The organism is Escherichia sp. WS547 (genome assembly GCF_046486065.1).
In the GTDB taxonomy this organism is placed as follows: Bacteria; Pseudomonadota; Gammaproteobacteria; order Enterobacterales; family Enterobacteriaceae; genus Escherichia; species Escherichia coli.
In genome coordinates this window covers 48,990-66,711 of the sequence record NZ_JBJQMA010000012.1, presented here as the reverse complement: position 1 = coordinate 66,711, position 17,722 = coordinate 48,990, and the positions used below count along the sequence as shown (strand labels likewise).

General features: G+C 52.9%; 20 protein-coding genes. 9 read left to right on the top strand and 11 right to left on the bottom strand.

All coding sequences use genetic code 11. From position 1 onward, the window contains the following. Nucleotides 1-15: 15 nt before the first annotated feature. The 6 genes from hscB to trmJ all read right to left on the bottom strand — a co-directional run bounded on the left by hscB (nucleotide 16) and on the right by trmJ (nucleotide 4,205). Complete coding sequence (gene hscB, locus ACJHWK_RS12830) at nucleotides 16-531, bottom strand: co-chaperone HscB (RefSeq protein ID WP_001357290.1); 516 nt, start codon at nucleotides 529-531, stop codon at nucleotides 16-18. 95 nt (nucleotides 532-626) lie between these two features. Further along, a complete protein-coding gene (gene iscA, locus ACJHWK_RS12825) occupies nucleotides 627-950 on the bottom strand; it encodes an iron-sulfur cluster assembly protein IscA (RefSeq protein WP_000028953.1) in 324 nt (107 codons plus the stop codon). A 16-nt stretch (nucleotides 951-966) separates the two neighbouring features. Next, nucleotides 967-1,353: a Fe-S cluster assembly scaffold IscU gene (gene iscU, locus ACJHWK_RS12820; protein ID WP_000331707.1), complete on the bottom strand. Its 387-nt coding sequence runs from the start codon at nucleotides 1,351-1,353 to the stop codon at nucleotides 967-969. 27 nt (nucleotides 1,354-1,380) lie between these two features. Further along, nucleotides 1,381-2,595, bottom strand: coding sequence for a cysteine desulfurase (iscS, locus tag ACJHWK_RS12815; protein WP_001295373.1), 1,215 nt, complete (start codon nucleotides 2,593-2,595; stop codon nucleotides 1,381-1,383). A gap of 111 nt (nucleotides 2,596-2,706) precedes the next feature. Beyond that, a complete protein-coding gene (iscR, locus tag ACJHWK_RS12810; RefSeq protein WP_001241357.1) occupies nucleotides 2,707-3,195 on the bottom strand; it encodes a Fe-S cluster assembly transcriptional regulator IscR in 489 nt (162 codons plus the stop codon). Nucleotides 3,196-3,464: 269 nt separating this feature from the next. Beyond that, entirely contained in the window at nucleotides 3,465-4,205 is a 741-nt protein-coding gene (trmJ, locus tag ACJHWK_RS12805) for a tRNA (cytosine(32)/uridine(32)-2'-O)-methyltransferase TrmJ (RefSeq protein WP_000940019.1), read from the bottom strand. 118 nt (nucleotides 4,206-4,323) lie between these two features. On the opposite strand from trmJ, the gene suhB reads away from it, so the two are divergent. From suhB to csiE, 3 genes are all read left to right on the top strand, one after another. Further along, nucleotides 4,324-5,127 carry an inositol-1-monophosphatase gene (gene suhB, locus ACJHWK_RS12800; protein WP_000553451.1) on the top strand — a complete coding sequence of 268 codons (804 nt, stop codon included), beginning with the start codon at nucleotides 4,324-4,326 and terminating at the stop codon, nucleotides 5,125-5,127. A gap of 144 nt (nucleotides 5,128-5,271) precedes the next feature. After that, nucleotides 5,272-6,126, top strand: coding sequence for an alpha/beta hydrolase (locus ACJHWK_RS12795; RefSeq protein ID WP_001445864.1), 855 nt, complete (start codon nucleotides 5,272-5,274; stop codon nucleotides 6,124-6,126). Between the two features lie 190 nt (nucleotides 6,127-6,316). Beyond that, the gene (gene csiE / locus ACJHWK_RS12790; RefSeq protein WP_000983023.1) at nucleotides 6,317-7,597 is read left to right on the top strand and encodes a stationary phase inducible protein CsiE; all 1,281 of its coding nucleotides are present in this window, start codon (nucleotides 6,317-6,319) and stop codon (nucleotides 7,595-7,597) included. Here the strand turns inward: csiE and ACJHWK_RS12785 are convergent. Continuing rightward, nucleotides 7,589-8,728, bottom strand: coding sequence for a 3-phenylpropionate MFS transporter (locus ACJHWK_RS12785; protein ID WP_001521062.1), 1,140 nt, complete (start codon nucleotides 8,726-8,728; stop codon nucleotides 7,589-7,591). The genes csiE and ACJHWK_RS12785 overlap by 9 nt on opposite strands. Before the next feature lie 159 nt (nucleotides 8,729-8,887). Beyond that, nucleotides 8,888-9,778, bottom strand: coding sequence for a DNA-binding transcriptional regulator HcaR (gene hcaR, locus ACJHWK_RS12780; protein ID WP_000423251.1), 891 nt, complete (start codon nucleotides 9,776-9,778; stop codon nucleotides 8,888-8,890). A 135-nt stretch (nucleotides 9,779-9,913) separates the two neighbouring features. On the opposite strand from hcaR, the gene hcaE reads away from it, so the two are divergent. From hcaE to ACJHWK_RS12750, 6 genes are all read left to right on the top strand, one after another. Then, nucleotides 9,914-11,275, top strand: a complete 1,362-nt coding sequence (gene hcaE / locus ACJHWK_RS12775) for a 3-phenylpropionate/cinnamic acid dioxygenase subunit alpha (RefSeq protein ID WP_000211172.1) — start codon at nucleotides 9,914-9,916, stop codon at nucleotides 11,273-11,275. Continuing rightward, nucleotides 11,272-11,790, top strand: a complete 519-nt coding sequence (hcaF, locus tag ACJHWK_RS12770; protein WP_001521063.1) for a 3-phenylpropionate/cinnamic acid dioxygenase subunit beta — start codon at nucleotides 11,272-11,274, stop codon at nucleotides 11,788-11,790. The genes hcaE and hcaF overlap by 4 nt, the downstream gene beginning before the upstream one ends. Further along, nucleotides 11,790-12,110: a bifunctional 3-phenylpropionate/cinnamic acid dioxygenase ferredoxin subunit gene (locus tag ACJHWK_RS12765; RefSeq protein WP_001590509.1), complete on the top strand. Its 321-nt coding sequence runs from the start codon at nucleotides 11,790-11,792 to the stop codon at nucleotides 12,108-12,110. Before hcaF ends, ACJHWK_RS12765 begins: the two co-directional genes overlap by 1 nt. After that, nucleotides 12,107-12,919, top strand: a complete 813-nt coding sequence (gene hcaB, locus ACJHWK_RS12760) for a 3-phenylpropionate-dihydrodiol/cinnamic acid-dihydrodiol dehydrogenase (RefSeq protein ID WP_001281389.1) — start codon at nucleotides 12,107-12,109, stop codon at nucleotides 12,917-12,919. Before ACJHWK_RS12765 ends, hcaB begins: the two co-directional genes overlap by 4 nt. A 9-nt stretch (nucleotides 12,920-12,928) precedes the next feature. Further along, nucleotides 12,929-14,131 (top strand): phenylpropionate dioxygenase ferredoxin reductase subunit, encoded by a 1,203-nt coding sequence (gene hcaD / locus ACJHWK_RS12755; RefSeq protein WP_001521066.1) that lies wholly within the window; start codon nucleotides 12,929-12,931, stop codon nucleotides 14,129-14,131. 96 nt (nucleotides 14,132-14,227) lie between these two features. Further along, a complete protein-coding gene (locus ACJHWK_RS12750) occupies nucleotides 14,228-14,650 on the top strand; it encodes a DoxX family protein (RefSeq protein ID WP_001521067.1) in 423 nt (140 codons plus the stop codon). A 47-nt stretch (nucleotides 14,651-14,697) separates the two neighbouring features. On the opposite strand, the gene ACJHWK_RS12745 is transcribed toward ACJHWK_RS12750, so the two are convergent. The 3 genes from ACJHWK_RS12745 to ACJHWK_RS12735 are packed head-to-tail and all read right to left on the bottom strand — an operon-like array spanning nucleotide 14,698 to nucleotide 17,707. Further along, on the bottom strand, nucleotides 14,698-15,570 hold the full coding sequence (locus tag ACJHWK_RS12745) for an aldose 1-epimerase (protein ID WP_001521069.1): 873 nt from the start codon (nucleotides 15,568-15,570) through the stop codon (nucleotides 14,698-14,700). An 11-nt stretch (nucleotides 15,571-15,581) separates the two neighbouring features. Further along, nucleotides 15,582-16,676 (bottom strand): zinc-dependent alcohol dehydrogenase family protein, encoded by a 1,095-nt coding sequence (locus ACJHWK_RS12740; RefSeq protein WP_000700809.1) that lies wholly within the window; start codon nucleotides 16,674-16,676, stop codon nucleotides 15,582-15,584. Nucleotides 16,677-16,708: 32 nt separating this feature from the next. After that, nucleotides 16,709-17,707, bottom strand: coding sequence for an ABC transporter permease (locus ACJHWK_RS12735; protein ID WP_001276664.1), 999 nt, complete (start codon nucleotides 17,705-17,707; stop codon nucleotides 16,709-16,711). Nucleotides 17,708-17,722 lie beyond the last annotated feature (15 nt).

Sequence of the window (17,722 nt, the reverse complement as noted above, 5' to 3'; positions counted from 1 at the left end):
TTTAGCTTCCAGAAATTAAAAATCGAGCAGTTTTTCTTCGAGTTGTTCGGCACTGCTTCGCAGTTTATCGAGAAAACGCAGCTTACGCACGGTATCCGCCGCCGCGTCCCACGTCTCGTTGTCTAACTGTTCAACCATCAACTGATGGCGGGTATCAAACATCTTTTTCACACGTTTGATAAAGCTTTCCAGCCGCGCTTCATCTTTCGCCTGTTCGATCTCGTCCAGTTCTTCGCGCAGCTCCAGCTGTTCCATCAGGAACGCGGTGTCGCGCACAGTATGCTGCTCGCTGGCGAGATCAAAACCGTGCAAAGAAAGCAAATATTCCGCGCGCATTAACGGATGACGCAGCGTTTGCCAGGCCTGGTTAATGGTTGCAGATTGCTGTACGGCGGCGAGTTGTTCCGCCTGGCTTCCGCTGGCGAATTTATCAGGATGATACTGACGTTGTAGATCCTGAAAACGCAGGCTCAGCGCCTGGGTATCGAGTTGATAACAGGCAGGCAAGCCAAAGAGGGTGAAGTAATCCATAACATTCTCAGGGCTGCGATCCGCCGCGATAACGGCGAATCAGGTAAAACAAACCCCACGCGCAGGCGACCACGGTGGGGTTATCGGTATGCGCATCAAACGTGGAAGCTTTCGCCGCAACCACACTCATCTTTGACGTTCGGGTTGGTGAATTTAAACCCTTCGTTCAGGCCTTCTTTTACGAAGTCCAGCTGCGTACCGTCCAGAAATTGCAGGCTTTTGCCATCGACCACGACTTTCACGCCTTTGTCTTCAAACACGATGTCTTCCGGCGTCGGTTCGTCAACAAATTCCAGTACATAAGCCATACCTGAACATCCGGAGGTTCTCACGCCCAGACGCAGGCCAAACCCTTTGCCGCGGTTAGCCAGAAAGGTATTTACTCGCGCTGCTGCACTGTCGCTCAGTGTAATCGACATAACCAAACCTCAACTCTTATTTTGCTTCACGTTTGCTTTTATAGTCCGCAATGGCGGCTTTGATCGCGTCTTCTGCCAGAATAGAACAGTGAATTTTCACCGGCGGCAGTTCAAGTTCTTCAGCAATATCGGTGTTTTTGATCGCCTGCGCTTCGTCGAGAGACTTCCCTTTCACCCATTCGGTGACCAGGGAGCTGGAAGCGATAGCAGAACCGCAGCCGTAAGTTTTAAAACGCGCGTCTTCAATGATACCTTCATCGTTGACTTTAATCTGCAACTTCATTACGTCGCCACAGGCCGGTGCACCCACCATGCCGCTGCCGACGTTCTCGTCGTTGTTGTCAAAGGAACCCACGTTACGCGGATTCTCGTAATGGTCGATAACTTTTTCGCTGTAAGCCATTATAAATTCTCCTGATTCCGATACCGATTAATGATGTGCCCATTCGATGCTGTTCAGATCCACGCCCTGCTTGTACATTTCCCACAGCGGAGAAAGGTCACGCAGACGACCGATGGATTTACGAACTAACTCGATGGTGTAGTCGATCTCTTCTTCAGTAGTAAAACGACCTAAAGAGAAACGGATAGAGCTATGTGCCAGCTCGTCGTTCAGCCCCAGCGCGCGCAGCACGTAGGACGGTTCGAGGCTTGCTGACGTACAGGCGGAACCTGAAGAAACCGCGAGGTCTTTCAGCGCCATAATCAGCGACTCACCTTCAACGTAGTTGAAGCTGACGTTGAGAATGTTCGGCGCACCGTGTTCCAGGTCACCGTTCAGGTAAACTTCTTCGATATCTTTGATGCCGTTCCACAGACGGTTACGCAGGCCGCGCAGACGTTCCATCTCGGTCGCCATCTCTTCTTTTGCGATGCGATAGGCTTCGCCCATACCAACGATCTGGTGAACAGGCAGAGTGCCGGAACGCATACCGCGCTCGTGACCGCCGCCATGCATTTGCGCTTCGATGCGTACGCGCGGTTTACGACGCACATACAGCGCACCGATACCTTTCGGGCCATAGATTTTGTGACCGGAGAATGACATCAGGTCAACTTTCAACTGGCTCAGGTCGATAGGCAGTTTGCCCACGCTCTGGGTTGCATCAACGTGATAGATAATGCCTCGAGCACGGCACATTTCGCCGATAGCCGCGATATCCTGCACCACGCCGATTTCGTTATTTACGTGCATTATGGAAACGAGGATGGTGTCGTCACGCATCGCTGCTTCCAGTTCTTTCAGGTCGATAATGCCATTACGCTGCGGTGCCAGGTAGGTGACTTCGAAACCTTCGCGCTCCAGCTGACGGCAGGTATCCAGTACCGCTTTGTGTTCGGTTTTGCTGGTGATGATGTGCTTGCCTTTTTTCTGATAAAAGTTGGCTGCACCTTTGATCGCCAGGTTGTCAGATTCGGTTGCACCAGAGGTAAAGACGATTTCACGCGGGTCAGCGCCGACCAGATCGGCAATCTGATTACGGGCGATATCTACCGCTTCTTCAGCCTGCCAGCCGAAACGGTGAGAACGGGAGGCCGGGTTACCAAAGGTTCCGTCCATCGTCATAAACTGCATCATTTTCTCGGCAACACGCGGGTCCACCGGCGTGGTTGCGGAGTAGTCGAGATAAATCGGTAATTTCATTGCTCTATAAACTCCGTACATCACTCAATGCAAGGAACCAGGCTACCGGCTGGATGTACGACCGTGTTTACGGAGTGTTAAACACTCCGGCCTGATTCTGAATACTTTTTATTAAGCGCGTAACTTAACGTCGATCGCGTCTTGTGTGCGGGTGCGTGGCGCGTCGTGAGTATGCTGACGACCAGACACATCCAGCACTTCCTGGTTATTAACCAGTTCGCCTAAAGTAATGTTGTTGAGAAAACCGGTGAGACGGTCGCTCAAATCACGCCACAGCGCGTGGGTCAGGCATTTATCGCCGCCCTGGCAGCCGCCTTTACCCTGACAACGGGTGGCATCTACAGATTCGTCAACGGCGCTAATCACTTCGCCAACGGCGATACTGCTGGCATCTTTGCCTAACAGATAACCACCGCCTGGTCCACGTACGCTGGAAACCAGACCATTTTTACGCAGACGGGAAAACAGTTGTTCCAGATAAGAAAGGGAAATTCCCTGACGTTCGGAAATATCAGCCAACGGTACCGGGCCCGCTTCAGAGTTGAGCGCAACGTCAAGCATTGCGGTCACGGCATAGCGCCCTTTAGATGTCAGTCTCATGTCTTACTTCACCTCAAACTCGCCCCTGCCCGGGGTTTTTTATTGTAAAAGTGGGGGTATTGCATAGCAGGGTCAAGTCTGACATTCCCGAGTAAATTGGTCAACTATTTACTTGACTGATTTAGTCGGGTATTTAACCTTCAGTGCCATTTTTTTATCGTGGCGTTTGTACCTGTTGTCGGATGCGGTGTGAACACCTTATCCGACCTACGGTTCTGTACATTGTAGGCCTGATAAGACGCGTTAAGCGTCGCATCAGGCAACCACTATTATTCGGCCTTATTACCTTTATTCTGCTGCTCTATAGAAGCCAGAATCCCGCGCAGGATATTCAATTCCTGGCTTTCCGGGCGCGCACGGGTAAACAAACGACGCAATTTATTCATCACCTGCCCCGGATGGTTTTCACGGATAAAACCGGTTGCCAGCAGCGTTTGTTCCAGATGACCATAAAAACGCTCCAGATCATCGACCAGCGGATACGGCGTCTCTTCATGCTCGACCTGCTCACCATTTTCCTGAGTTGCAAGCCAGGCCATGCGCACTTCATAGGCAATAACCTGAACCGCCATTGCCAGGTTCAGCGAACTGTATTCCGGGTTAGCGGCAATCGCGACATGATAATGGCATTTCTGTAACTCTTCATTGGTCAAGCCGACGCGTTCGCGACCAAAAACCAGCGCCACCGGGGTATTTGCCGCTTCAGCGACGCTTTTCAGACCGCATTCGCGCGGGTCGAGCATCGGCCACGGCAGCGTGCGGGAGCGTGCGCTGGTGCCCACCACCAGGCTACAACCGGCTAACGCTTCGTCGAGCGTATCGACGATATGAGCATTACCAATCACATCGCTGGCCCCTGCTGCCAGGGCAATCGCCTGGGAGTCAGGTTTCACCAGTGGATTAACCAACCACAGATTGGTTAATCCCATTGTTTTCATGGCACGGGCAACAGAACCCATATTGCCGGTGTGTGACGTCTCCACCAGCACAATTCGAATATTTTGCAGCATTGTCTTTCTTCGTCTAAAGATTATTCGCGCATCTTATCATAAAACGAAGACAGATGCCGATCTCGCTGCTATACTCTGCGCCGTTTTCCCGTTCTTTAACATCCAGTGAGAGAGACCGATGCATCCGATGCTGAACATCGCCGTGCGCGCAGCGCGCAAGGCGGGTAATTTAATTGCCAAAAACTATGAAACCCCGGACGCTGTAGAAGCGAGCCAGAAAGGCAGTAACGACTTCGTGACCAACGTAGATAAAGCTGCCGAAGCGGTGATTATCGACACGATTCGTAAATCTTACCCACAGCACACCATCATCACCGAAGAAAGCGGTGAACTTGAAGGTACTGATCAGGATGTTCAATGGGTTATCGATCCACTGGATGGCACTACCAACTTTATCAAACGTCTGCCGCACTTCGCGGTATCTATCGCCGTTCGTATCAAAGGCCGCACTGAAGTTGCTGTGGTTTACGATCCTATGCGTAACGAACTGTTCACCGCCACTCGCGGTCAGGGCGCACAGCTGAACGGCTACCGTCTGCGCGGCAGCACCGCTCGCGATCTCGACGGTACTATTCTGGCGACCGGCTTCCCGTTCAAAGCAAAACAGTACGCCACCACCTACATCAACATCGTCGGCAAACTGTTCAACGAATGTGCAGACTTCCGTCGTACCGGTTCTGCGGCGCTGGATCTGGCTTACGTTGCTGCGGGTCGCGTTGACGGTTTCTTTGAAATCGGTCTGCGTCCGTGGGATTTCGCGGCAGGCGAGCTGCTGGTTCGTGAAGCGGGCGGCATCGTCAGCGACTTCACCGGTGGTCATAACTACATGCTGACCGGTAACATCGTTGCTGGTAACCCGCGCGTTGTTAAAGCCATGCTGGCGAACATGCGTGACGAGTTAAGCGACGCCCTGAAGCGTTAATGACTCTGGCGGGTGATGTCACTCACCCGCCCTCGCCTTTCAGGCGCTATTCCGAAATACTTCCTCACCGCTTTACTTTCTTTCGCCACTCTCCCACCATCTTTCCCCGATTAATGGATGATAAAGAAGTCGCAAGGAAAGGTTATGGCGCTGCCAGTGAACAAACGCGTTCTCAAAATTCTGTTTATTCTCTTTGTTGTTGCCTTCTGCATTTATTTAATACCGCGCATCGCCATCAATTTTTTCTATTACCCTGACGACAAAATCTACGGCCCCGATCCCTGGTCAGCCGAATCAGTAGAATTCACCGCTAAAGATGGCACTCGCCTACATGGTTGGTTTATCCCTTCTGCAACTGGCCCCGCTGAAAATGCCATTGCCACCATTATTCATGCTCACGGCAATGCCGGAAATATGTCCGCCCACTGGCCGCTGGTCAGTTGGTTACCCGAGCGTAATTTCAACGTTTTTATGTTTGATTATCGCGGGTTTGGTAAATCAAAAGGCACGCCGTCCCAGGCCGGATTGCTGGACGATACGCAAAGTGCCATCAATGTGGTGCGCCATCGCAGTGATGTAAACCCACAACGGCTGGTGCTGTTCGGGCAGAGTATTGGCGGGGCGAATATTCTGGATGTTATTGGTCAGGGTGATCGTGAAGGCATACGTGCGGTGATCCTCGACTCCACATTTGCCTCTTATGCGACCATCGCCAACCAGATGATCCCCGGCAGTGGCTACTTACTTGATGAGAGTTACAGCGGCGAAAATTACATCGCCAGCGTCAGCCCGATCCCGCTTTTACTGATTCACGGTAAAGCTGATCACGTTATCCCATGGCAGCACAGCGAAAAGTTGTATAGCCTGGCAAAAGAGCCAAAACGGTTGATCCTAATCCCGGATGGCGAACACATTGATGCTTTTTCCGATCGTCACGGCGATGTTTATCGCGAACAGATGGTGGATTTTATCCTTAGCGCGTTGAATCCGCAGAACTAACCCATGATCGCTAGCACGATAATCATTCACAAAACCACCTTAAGACATGCTAATCCACTGGTCAGAACAGTTTAAGATGAGAAAAATTCTGTGACGCTTGCCAACATTTCTGATGATTAGCATTCCCTTCGCCATTTCCCTGAGCAAACTTTAGCTATTCTTATCAATTATGCTTATGGGAGATCTACAGATGATGCCTACGCTTGCTCCACCATCTGTCCTTTCGGCTCCCCAGCGCCGCTGCCAGATCTTGCTGACACTCTTTCAGCCGGGGTTGACCGCCACCACGGCAACTTTCAGCGAGCTTAATGGTGTGGATGATGATATTGCCAGTCTTGATATCAGCGAAACAGGACGGGAGATCCTGCGCTATCATCAACTCACACTGACTACTGGTTATGACGGTAGCTACCGGGTTGAAGGTACAGTGCTTAACCAACGTTTGTGTTTATTTCACTGGCTACGACGTGGTTTCCGTCTCTGTCCGTCATTTATTACCAGCCATTTCACCCCCGCCCTGAAGAGTGAACTGAAGCGGCGCGGAATTGCGCGTAACTTTTACGACGATACCAATCTACAAGCGTTAGTGAATCTCTGCTCCCGACGGCTGCAAAAACGCTTTGAAACGCGCGATATTCATTTCCTGTGTCTGTATCTGCAATATTGTTTGCTGCAACACCACGCTGGAATTACGCCTCAGTTTAATCCGCTCCAACGTCGCTGGGCGGAATCCTGCCTTGAATTTCAGGTAGCGCAGGAAATTGGACGCCACTGGCAGCGTCGGGCGCTCCAGCCTGTACCGCCTGATGAGCCACTGTTTATGGCATTACTTTTTTCCATGTTGCGGGTTCCCGATCCACTGCGGGATGCGCATCAGCGGGACAGACAACTGCGTCAGTCTATCAAACGTCTGGTAAACCATTTTCGTGAGCTGGGAAATGTTCGTTTTTATGATGAACAGGGGTTATGCGATCAGCTTTATACCCACCTCGCCCAGGCGTTAAATCGCAGTTTGTTTGCCATCGGTATTGATAACACCCTGCCGGAAGAGTTCGCCCGCCTGTACCCACGCCTGGTGCGCACCACCCGCGCGGCGCTGGCCGGATTTGAAAGTGAATACGGCGTCCATCTTTCTGATGAGGAAAGCGGTCTGGTCGCGGTGATTTTTGGTGCCTGGCTAATGCAGGAAAACGACCTGCATGAGAAACAGATTATTCTACTGACCGGGAATGATAGCGAGCGAGAAGCGCAGATTGAGCAGCAGCTACGCGAACTAACGTTACTGCCGCTCAACATTAAACATATGTCGGTAAAGGTATTTTTGCAGACAGGCGCTCCGCGCGGCGCGGCACTGATTATTGCTCCTTATACCATGCCGTTACCGCTCTTTTCACCACCGCTGATCTATACGGACCTGACGCTGACAACACATCAACAGGAGCAAATCCGCAAAATGCTCGAATCAGCATGAGGGAACAACTTTCGGGCGCAAAAACATTGCCGGAAGCGCCACCAGCGCCATCACCCAGAACACGCCGTGCCCCAGATATTGATACAGGAAACCGGCGAAAACGGTCATGATCGCGATACTGCCGCCCATCGCGACGGCAGAGTAAACCGCCTGTAAACGGATGACTTCGCTACCCTGGCGAGCGGCAATATAGCGCATGGCGGCCAGGTGGCAGACCGTGAAGGTGCCGCAATGCAGAATTTGCACCACTATCAACCACGGCATCGCCGTCGTTGCTCCCATAATGCCCCAGCGCACTACGCCGCAAATCGCCGAGATCAACAGCATATCGCGTGCACTACAACGGCGGAAAAGTTTATTACTCAGCGCAAAGATAATGACTTCCGCCACCACGCCCAGCGACCACAAATAGCCCACCGCCGAGGCCGAGTAGCCAGCTGCCTGCCAGTAAATGGCGCTAAAACCGTAATAGGCCGCATGCGCCCCCTGCAATAAACAAACGCAGGCCAGAAAGCGCCAGTTCTGGCGAACCAGCGCCAACCACGCTGACCAACCGGCGCTCTCCTGCTGGCGGCTTGCCCCTTGTGGCTGAATCGTCGGACGGATGAGAAAGCCGAGCAGCATGGATGCCACGCCCAACGTCAACAGCGCGAGGATCACCCGATAATCAAACATAGTGACCAGTTTGCCCGTCAGCGCCGAGCCAATGACAAACGCCACCGAGCCCCACAGTCGCACTTTGCCGTAATCAAGCGGGAACTGCTTTTGCCACGTATTCGCCAGTGCATCGGTCAACGGTACCAGCGGTGAGAAAAAGAGGTTAAAGCCAATCATCACCAGCATCAGCCACGCTACGTGCGCCCCCGCCCAGAATGCGACAGCAAAGAGAAGTGTCAGCAGTGCCAGCACGCGCAAGGCGGAAATCAGGCGAGAAGGATCGCTGACGCGGGGCGCGATGAGCAAACTCCCGAGAAAACGGGCAATCAGACCTGCCCCCAATAACAGGCCGATGGTTTCTGGCGTTAAACCAATCCCCTTAAGCCAGACGCTCCAGAAAGGTAGAAAAATGCCGTAACTAAAAAAGTATGTGAAATAGCCGAGCGCCAACCAGCGCGTGGATTGCAAAACCATGAGTCCCTCCCGTCAGGAGGCGTTAGTCTGGGGTTAATCGAATGTTGGTGCAAGTTGAAAAATAAGAATATTCGAGCCTGCTTCCCGATGTCTGTAACACCAGTTCACAAGCACTAAAAAACTGCGATCCGCGACGCATGTTGCAAAAATAATGCGTAATTATGCCGTTACGCTTGCCAAACGTTCCTGCACAATGGCGATGAAATCGCGTAATGCCGGCTTCATCTCCCCTTTCTTCCACGCCATCAGTAAAGCAATGGAAGGCACATTTCCGGCAATGGGTCGAAATACCACCTGGCCGGTATTAAAATTATTCATATAACCGGGTATCAAAGTGACGCCCAGCCCCATCCCCACCAGATTCATGGTCACCAGAATATTCGTTGCCACCTGGACGATATTTGGCTGGCTGTTTTCTTGCGCAAACCACGCTTTAACGATCGGCGCAAGCGAACCGGAATACGCTGGATCAGTACTGACGAAATTAACGCCATCCAGTTGCGCGGCAGTGATCTCTTTTTCATGTGCTAAAGGGTGATCAACCGGTAACACCACCACTAATGGTTCGTCAAAAAGCTCCAGATAATCAATCTCCGGGCTATAAACAGGATGGCGCATTAAGCCGACGTCGAGTTCACCACGGCGAATTTTTTCTTCCTGTTCCGTGGTGATTAAACTCACCAGCTCAATTAAGGTATCTGGCTGTCTGAGACGAAACATCGGTAATACTTTTGGCAGTAAATTCACTTCCGCCGATGGCACAAAGCCAATGGTTAATTGTCTGTCTTCCTGAACAATTTTCCGCGCCCGTAATTTGGCATTTTCCGCTTGTTCGAGGATTGCCAGCGCGTCCTGGAGAAAACATTCTCCCGCCGCCGTCAACGCGACTTTGCGCTTATCCCTCACCAGTAACGGAACACCGACACAGTTTTCAAGATCGCGGATCTGGCTGCTTAACGAAGGCTGTGAGGTATGCAGTTTTTCCGCCGCACGGGTAAAGTTCAGTGCCTGCGCCACTGCGACGAAATAGCGTAAATGCCGTAGTTCCATCACCTTCCCCTTGTTATCGAAAAAACGTCTCAGCTGGTAGAAATTAACTATTTCACATATTAGCAACCAACCAGCAACATCCTTATGGCACAAAAATAGAAGGTCAATACATCTTATCTTTCAGGATTAAAAAATATGACCACACCCTCAGATTTGAACATTTACCAACTGATTGACACCCAAAACGGTCGGGTCACTCCGCGTATTTATACCGACCCGGACATTTACCAACTGGAGCTTGAGCGCATTTTCGGTCGTTGCTGGCTATTTCTCGCCCACGAAAGCCAGATCCCAAAACCCGGTGATTTCTTTAACACCTACATGGGAGAAGATGCGGTTGTCGTGGTGCGCCAGAAAGACGGCAGCATTAAGGCGTTTCTCAACCAATGCCGCCACCGGGCCATGCGTGTGAGTTATGCAGATTGCGGCAACACTCGCGCCTTTACCTGTCCGTATCACGGCTGGTCTTATGGCATTAACGGCGAGTTGATCGATGTACCGCTGGAACCTCGCGCCTACCCACAAGGGTTGTGTAAATCCCACTGGGGACTAAACGAAGTTCCTTGTGTGGAGAGTTATAAAGGGCTGATTTTTGGCAACTGGGATACCAGCGCACCGGGCCTGCGTGATTACCTTGGTGACATTGCCTGGTATCTGGATGGCATGCTGGATCGTCGCGAAGGCGGCACCGAAATTGTCGGCGGCGTACAAAAGTGGGTGATCAACTGCAACTGGAAATTCCCGGCAGAGCAGTTCGCCAGTGACCAGTATCATGCTCTGTTCAGCCATGCTTCTGCCGTTCAGGTATTAGGGGCGAAAGATGATGGCAGCGATAAGCGCCTCGGTGATGGACAAACTGCCCGCCCGGTGTGGGAAACCGCCAAAGATGCGCTGCAGTTTGGTCAGGACGGTCACGGCAGCGGTTTCTTCTTTACTGAAAAACCGGATGCTAATGTCTGGGTCGATGGCGCGGTTTCCAGCTATTACCGCGAAACCTATGCCGAAGCAGAACAACGTTTAGGTGAAGTTCGCGCCCTGCGTCTGGCGGGTCATAACAATATATTCCCCACGCTTTCATGGCTAAACGGCACTGCCACACTCCGCGTCTGGCATCCGCGCGGCCCTGATCAAGTTGAAGTGTGGGCGTTCTGTATTACTGACAAAGCCGCCTCCGATGAAGTTAAAGCCGCTTTTGAAAACAGCGCCACTCGTGCTTTTGGTCCTGCTGGTTTTCTCGAGCAGGATGACTCGGAGAACTGGTGTGAAATCCAGAAATTGCTGAAAGGTCACCGCGCCCGCAACAGCAAACTGTGTCTGGAAATGGGGCTTGGTCAGGAAAAGCGTCGCGACGACGGCATTCCAGGCATTACTAACTATATCTTCTCAGAAACGGCCGCTCGTGGAATGTACCAACGCTGGGCCGATCTCCTGAGTAGCGAAAGCTGGCAGGAAGTGCTCGATAAAACCGCCGCTTACCAGCAGGAGGTGATGAAATGAGTGCGCAAGTTTCACTGGAGTTACATCACCGCATTAGCCAGTTTCTCTTTCACGAAGCCAGTCTGCTGGATGACTGGAGATTTCGAGACTGGCTGGCACAGCTCGACGAAGAGATTCGTTACACCATGCGCACCACGGTTAACGCACAAACGCGCGACCGCCGCAAAGGCGTTCAACCGCCGACAACCTGGATTTTTAATGACACCAAAGACCAGCTGGAACGGCGAATCGCCCGTCTGGAAACCGGCATGGCCTGGGCAGAAGAACCGCCGTCACGCACTCGTCACTTAATCAGCAACTGCCAGGTAAGCGAAACCGACATCCCAAACGTATTTGCCGTGAGGGTGAATTATCTGCTTTATCGGGCACAAAAAGAGCGCGATGAAACATTCTATGTTGGAACGCGTTTCGACAAAGTTCGCCGTCTGGAGGACGGGAACTGGCGCTTGCTGGAACGGGATATCGTCCTGGATCAAGCGGTCATCTCCTCCCATAACCTGAGTGTACTGTTCTGATGAATCGAATTTATGCGTGTCCCGTTGCGGATGTGCCGGAGGGTGAGGCTCTCCGGATCGATACCTCGCCCGTCATCGCCCTGTTCAACGTAGGCGGCGAGTTTTATGCCATTAACGATCGTTGCAGCCATGGTAATGCGTCGATGTCAGAAGGGTATCTGGAAGATGACGCCACGGTGGAGTGCCCGCTGCACGCCGCCAGTTTTTGCCTGAAAACGGGGAAAGCGTTATGCCTGCCCGCCACCGATCCGCTCACCACTTATCCAGTACACGTTGATGGTGGTGACATCTTCATCGACTTACCGGAGGCGCAGCCATGAGCGATCTGCATAACGAGTCCATCTTTATTACCGGCGGCGGATCGGGATTAGGGCTGGCGCTGGTCGAGCGATTTATCGAAGAAGGCGCGCAGGTTGCCACGCTGGAACTGTCGGCGGCTAAAGTCGCCAGTCTGCGTCAGCGATTTGGCGAACATATTCTGGCGGTGGAAGGTAACGTGACCTGTTATGCCGATTATCAACGCGCGGTTAATCAGATCCTGACTCGTTCTGGCAAGCTGGATTGTTTTATCGGCAATGCGGGCATCTGGGATCACAATGCCTCACTGGTTAATACTCCCGCAGAGACGCTCGAAACTGGCTTCCACGAGCTGTTTAACGTCAACGTACTCGGTTACCTGCTGGGCGCAAAAGCCTGCGCTCCGGCGTTAATCGCCAGTGAAGGCAGCATGATTTTCACACTGTCAAATGCCGCCTGGTATCCCGGCGGCGGAGGCCCGCTGTACACCGCCAGTAAACATGCCGCAACCGGACTTATTCGCCAACTGGCTTATGAACTGGCACCGAAAGTGCGGGTGAATGGCGTCGGCCCGTGTGGTATGGCCAGCGACCTGCGCGGCCCACAGGCGCTCGGGCAAAGTGAAACCTCGATAATGCAGTCTCTGACGCCGGAGAAAATTGCCGCCATTTTACCGCTGCAATTTTTCCCGCAACCGGCGGATTTTACGGGTCCGTATGTGATGTTGGCATCGCGGCGCAATAATCGCGCATTAAGCGGTGTGATGATCAACGCTGATGCGGGTTTAGCGATTCGCGGCATTCGCCACGTAGCGGCTGGGCTGGATCTTTAAGGAAGCACGATGAAAGAAAAAACGATCATTATTGTCGGTGGCGGGCAAGCGGCGGCAATGGCTGCGGCCTTGCTACGCCAGCAAGGGTTCAGCGGTGAGCTGCATCTGTTTTCCGATGAGCAACATCTTCCTTATGAACGCCCCCCGCTCTCGAAATCCATGTTGCTGGAAGATTCCCCACAGTTGCAGTCTGTGTTACCCGCTCACTGGTGGCAGGAAAACAATGTTCATCTGCATTCCGGTGTAACCATCAAAACATTGGGCCGCGACACACAAGAGTTAGTGTTAGCTAACGGCGAAAGCTGGCACTGGGATCAGCTTTTTATAGCAACCGGCGCGGCAGCTCGACCGCTGCCGTTGCTTGATGCACTGGGAGAACGCTGCTTTACCCTGCGCCATGCCGGTGATGCCGCCAGACTGCGAGAAGTTCTGCAGCCCGAACGGTCAGTCGTGATTGTCGGTGCCGGAACTATTGGTCTGGAACTGGCTGCCAGCGCCACGCAGCGTGGATGTAAGGTGACAGTGATTGAACTGGCGGCAAGCGTCATGGGCCGTAATGCACCACCGCCCGTGCAACGCTATCTTTTACCGCGCCATCAGCAGGCTGGTGTGCGCATTCTGCTCAATAATGCCATTGAACATGTGGTCGATGGTGAAAAAGTAGAACTGACGCTGCAAAGTGGCGAAACGCTTCGGGCCGATGTGGTGATTTACGGTATTGGTATCAGCGCCAACGACCAACTGGCTCGCGAGGCCAACCTTGATACTGCCAATGGTATTGTCATTGATGAAGCTTGCCGCACCTGCGATCCCGCGATCTTTGCCGGTGGCGATGTGGCAATCACCCGTCTTGATAATGGCGCACTACACCGCTGCGAAAGTTGGGAAAACGCCAATAACCAGGCGCAAATTGCCGCTTCCGCAATGTTGGGGCTACCGCTTCCGCGACTGCCGCCGCCGTGGTTCTGGAGCGATCAGTACAGTGATAACTTACAGTTTATTGGCGATATGCGTGGCGATGACTGGCTTTGTCGTGGCAACCCGGAAACTCAGAAGGCGATTTGGTTTAATCTGCAAAACGGCGTGCTTATCGGTGCGGTAACGCTGAATCAGGGACGTGAGATTCGCCCAATCCGCAAATGGATCCAGAGCGGTAAAACGTTTGATGCGAAACGGCTGACAGATGAGAACATCGCGCTTAAATCACTGTAACCAGGATAATTAGCGAATATCTCAACGCCTGGGGCGTGGCGAGGTGCAAGAGTGTGTATTACGTTTAAATCACATTATCTTGCAAAGGGATTGGTTATGAACTCACTACGTTATTTTGATTTTGGTGCTGCCCGCCCCGTTTTGTTATTAATTGCCCGTATCGCCGTCATCTTAATTTTCATTATTTTTGGTTTTCCCAAAATGATGGGCTTTGACGGTACGGTCCAATATATGGCCTCGCTGGGCGCGCCAATGCCAATGCTGGCAGCGATTATTGCGGTAGTTATGGAAGTGCCCGCCGCGATATTAATCGTGCTTGGCTTTTTCACCCGTCCGCTGGCGGTGCTGTTTATTTTCTACACGCTGGGTACAGCGATAATTGGTCACCATTACTGGGATATGACCGGCGATGCGGTTGGGCCAAATATGATTAATTTCTGGAAGAATGTCAGTATCGCTGGCGCATTCCTGCTGTTGGCAATTACCGGGCCGGGGGCAATTTCTCTCGATCGGCGTTAGGAAAGATGCCGGATGCGGCGTGAACGCCTTATCCGGCATTTTATAAATTACAGTAACGCAACCCGCAACGACATCTCTGAAGTTGTTGATTCCCCTGGTGCAAGCGCAATGAGATCACCCCCTTCCGGGCGATGATGGTCATCCGGCGCATGGCTCATCGGTTCCAGACAGAAGAAATCAAACGCATATCCTTTATCAAACGCCGGGTCGGAAACAAAGATGAAATAACACGGTGCAGGTGGCGTCGTTTCCATGATGATGGCATAACCCTCCTGCGGCTGCTCGATGCGGGCCTGACCATTCCATCCGGCAAAGCCATTGTTCACCCACTGGTGCGGCAACGGCGCGAGCTGGCTGAAATCCAGCTCTTGCGGTAGCTGCTCGCAAAACTCACCCGCCAGCCACTGCTCCCGCTCCAGCCAGTAACCGCTCGCCTGCGCCTGAGTCCGCGTTTGTGGTGACAACGGAAAATAAGGATGCCAGCCGGTACCAAATGGCAGCGTCTCTGCCCCTTGATTGGTGACAGAGAGCGTCACCGTCAGCGTATCTGCCGTTAAATGAAACGCCTGACTTACCCGATAGTGATAAACACCGCTGCGATGTTCATACACCAGACACAAGCTATCTTCGCTGCGCGAGACACATTGCCACTGCCCCAGCCAGCCGTCGCCGTGCAGATAGTGCGCATCCCACTCAACATTCGGTTGCAGTTGATACTCACGCCCCTGCCAGACAAAACGATTGCCGCTCACCCGGTTTGCAAACGGCACCAGCGGAAAACAAGAGGCGTCGGTTGCCACACCGTTTTTTTTACCGGGACGTAAGAGCGGCGTCGCGTCACGCCAGAAGCCTTCGATGACGCCGCCCCGGTCAGAAACGTCCAGCTTTAGCGGCCCGTGAGATAAGGTATAGATGGTCATCCGCTGACTCCTTAATCCGGGAAGTTAATCACAACTTTCCCGCATTTACCGCTCGCCATCAGCGCATAGGCATCTCCTGCCTGTTCCAGTGAGAAGCGATGGGTAATGGCATTACGCGGCCACAGTTTCCAGTCCGTTAAATCGTGGGCGCATTTTTCCATATGGAATAGACTGGTCACCCAGGAGCCAATAATCCGCCGTTGATGATGCATCAGATCAGCGCTAACCTCGAACTCCACTTTTCCGGTTTCCCCGATGTAAACCACCCGTCCCCAGTCAGCAGTGGATTGCAACGCCAGTAAGCGACCTGCGGCATTACCGGAACAATCGAGCGCAACATCCGCGCCACCGTGGGTGAGTTCGGCGATAATCTGCGGCAGACCTTCGGTGGTTGCTAAATAGCCGTGATCCATCACCCCTAACTGTTTCGCCATCGCCAGACGTTCCGGCAGCATATCAACGCCGATGATCCTTTTTGCACCGCGACCTTTCGCCAGCATCATCGCCATCATGCCGACCGGCCCCAGACCGACCACCAGCACGTTATCACTGCCGGAAACTTCGCCGCGCAAAATCCCTTCATACGCTGTACCAACGCCGCAACTGATAAACGCACCATCTTCATAGCTCAGCGCGTCCGGGAGCAGGATCAGATCTTTTTCTTCTGCCAGCAGGTATTCAGCATGGCCGCCGTCACGCTGCCAGCCGTAAGCCGCTTTTCCTTTGCCAGTACAAGAGATAGGAAAGCCGCGGCGGCAGTTCGGGCAAAAACCACAGCCAGAAATGTGATACACCAGCACGCGGTCGCCCTCTTTAAAATGGCGGCAGCCTTGCCCCATCGCCACAATCTGCCCGCACGGTTCATGACCGTTGATAAATCCCTGGTATAACGGTTTATCGGGTGCCGCTGCCGTGGCACGGTGTTGATGATAGATATAGTGGACATCACTTCCGCAAATCCCGGAGGATTTCATTTTGATCAGTACCTGGTTAATCCCCGGCGTCGGCACCGCAACTTCCCGCAGATCGACGGTCGAATTTCCTGGTAAATAAGCTGCCAGCATCGTTTTCATAAATCCCTCATTAACAATACGATTAATTTTCATCCCTGCCGCACCCGCGCCAGGGGCGTTAAGGTTTAGCGTTTCGCTTTACTGCTACGCTGGGTCAGCAAGATATTCGCCAGCACCGCCACCACGATGATGACGCCGCGCACCACCTGCTGGAAAAAGGAGTTAATCCCGAGCAGCACCAGACCGTTACCGATTAGCGTAATCACCAACACACCAAGCAATGTACCAAACAGGGAACCGCGACCACCGGAAAGCGCCGTACCGCCAACCACGACCGCGGCGATGACGTCAAACTCCAGACCGTTTGCGGCACCTGCGTTACCGGAACCGAGGCGCGCCGCCAACAAAATGCCGGTCACCGCTGCTAATAATCCCGAAAGGGTAAAAATAAGAATGCGTACCCGACGAACGTTAATACCGCACAACTGTGCTGCAGTGGCATTACCGCCAACAGCAAAAACCGAGCGCCCGAAGGCGGTTTTGCGGCTAATGAACACAAACAGCGCAAATAACACCATCATGATCAGCGCGGATACCGGCACACCGAGAAATTGTCCCCCCAGCCAGTCCAGCACTTCGTTTTCGTCAATCGGCACTGGCAAGGCGTTCGTCATAAACAGCCCCATTCCGCGCAGGGCGCTCCACAGCCCCAGCGTGGCCACGAAACTTGGCACGTTAAACACGCCGCGCAGCACCCCGGCGAGCGTTCCCATCAGCGCGCCTAACAGCAACACCAGCAGACAAGCAATCGCCAACGGAACTTCAAATTGCAGCAAAAATGCCAGGCACACCGAGACAAAAGCCACCATCGGCCCAACGCTGACATCAATTTCACCGGAGATAATAATCAGCGTCATCGCCCAGGCGGCGATCCCGATGGTGGCGGCATCGCGCAGCACGTTCATCTGGTTATTCAATGAGATAAAGCCCGGCGCGTTCAGAGAGAAGACCAGATAAAGAATGGCGATCACCACCAGCAAACCGATCTCATTAATATGGCGACTGACAAATTGTTTGAGCGAGACGCTCTTGCCCTGCGGCAATGGTAATGACGAAGCAGACATCTTCAGGTTCCTCGG

Coding starts and splice junctions, on each gene's coding strand:
- ACJHWK_RS12785 (WP_001521062.1), bottom strand. CDS start 8,728: ATGGTTTTGCAATCCACGCGCTGGTTGGCGCTCGGCTATTTCACATAC.
- hscB (WP_001357290.1), bottom strand. CDS start 531: ATGGATTACTTCACCCTCTTTGGCTTGCCTGCCTGTTATCAACTCGAT.
- csiE (WP_000983023.1), top strand. CDS start 6,317: ATGATGCCTACGCTTGCTCCACCATCTGTCCTTTCGGCTCCCCAGCGC.
- hcaR (WP_000423251.1), bottom strand. CDS start 9,778: ATGGAACTACGGCATTTACGCTATTTCGTCGCAGTGGCGCAGGCACTG.
- trmJ (WP_000940019.1), bottom strand. CDS start 4,205: ATGCTGCAAAATATTCGAATTGTGCTGGTGGAGACGTCACACACCGGC.
- iscU (WP_000331707.1), bottom strand. CDS start 1,353: ATGGCTTACAGCGAAAAAGTTATCGACCATTACGAGAATCCGCGTAAC.
- hcaB (WP_001281389.1), top strand. CDS start 12,107: ATGAGCGATCTGCATAACGAGTCCATCTTTATTACCGGCGGCGGATCG.
- iscA (WP_000028953.1), bottom strand. CDS start 950: ATGTCGATTACACTGAGCGACAGTGCAGCAGCGCGAGTAAATACCTTT.
- ACJHWK_RS12795 (WP_001445864.1), top strand. CDS start 5,272: ATGGCGCTGCCAGTGAACAAACGCGTTCTCAAAATTCTGTTTATTCTC.
- iscR (WP_001241357.1), bottom strand. CDS start 3,195: ATGAGACTGACATCTAAAGGGCGCTATGCCGTGACCGCAATGCTTGAC.
- hcaD (WP_001521066.1), top strand. CDS start 12,929: ATGAAAGAAAAAACGATCATTATTGTCGGTGGCGGGCAAGCGGCGGCA.
- ACJHWK_RS12735 (WP_001276664.1), bottom strand. CDS start 17,707: ATGTCTGCTTCGTCATTACCATTGCCGCAGGGCAAGAGCGTCTCGCTC.
- hcaF (WP_001521063.1), top strand. CDS start 11,272: ATGAGTGCGCAAGTTTCACTGGAGTTACATCACCGCATTAGCCAGTTT.
- iscS (WP_001295373.1), bottom strand. CDS start 2,595: ATGAAATTACCGATTTATCTCGACTACTCCGCAACCACGCCGGTGGAC.
- ACJHWK_RS12765 (WP_001590509.1), top strand. CDS start 11,790: ATGAATCGAATTTATGCGTGTCCCGTTGCGGATGTGCCGGAGGGTGAG.
- suhB (WP_000553451.1), top strand. CDS start 4,324: ATGCATCCGATGCTGAACATCGCCGTGCGCGCAGCGCGCAAGGCGGGT.
- ACJHWK_RS12740 (WP_000700809.1), bottom strand. CDS start 16,676: ATGAAAATTAATCGTATTGTTAATGAGGGATTTATGAAAACGATGCTG.
- ACJHWK_RS12750 (WP_001521067.1), top strand. CDS start 14,228: ATGAACTCACTACGTTATTTTGATTTTGGTGCTGCCCGCCCCGTTTTG.
- hcaE (WP_000211172.1), top strand. CDS start 9,914: ATGACCACACCCTCAGATTTGAACATTTACCAACTGATTGACACCCAA.
- ACJHWK_RS12745 (WP_001521069.1), bottom strand. CDS start 15,570: ATGACCATCTATACCTTATCTCACGGGCCGCTAAAGCTGGACGTTTCT.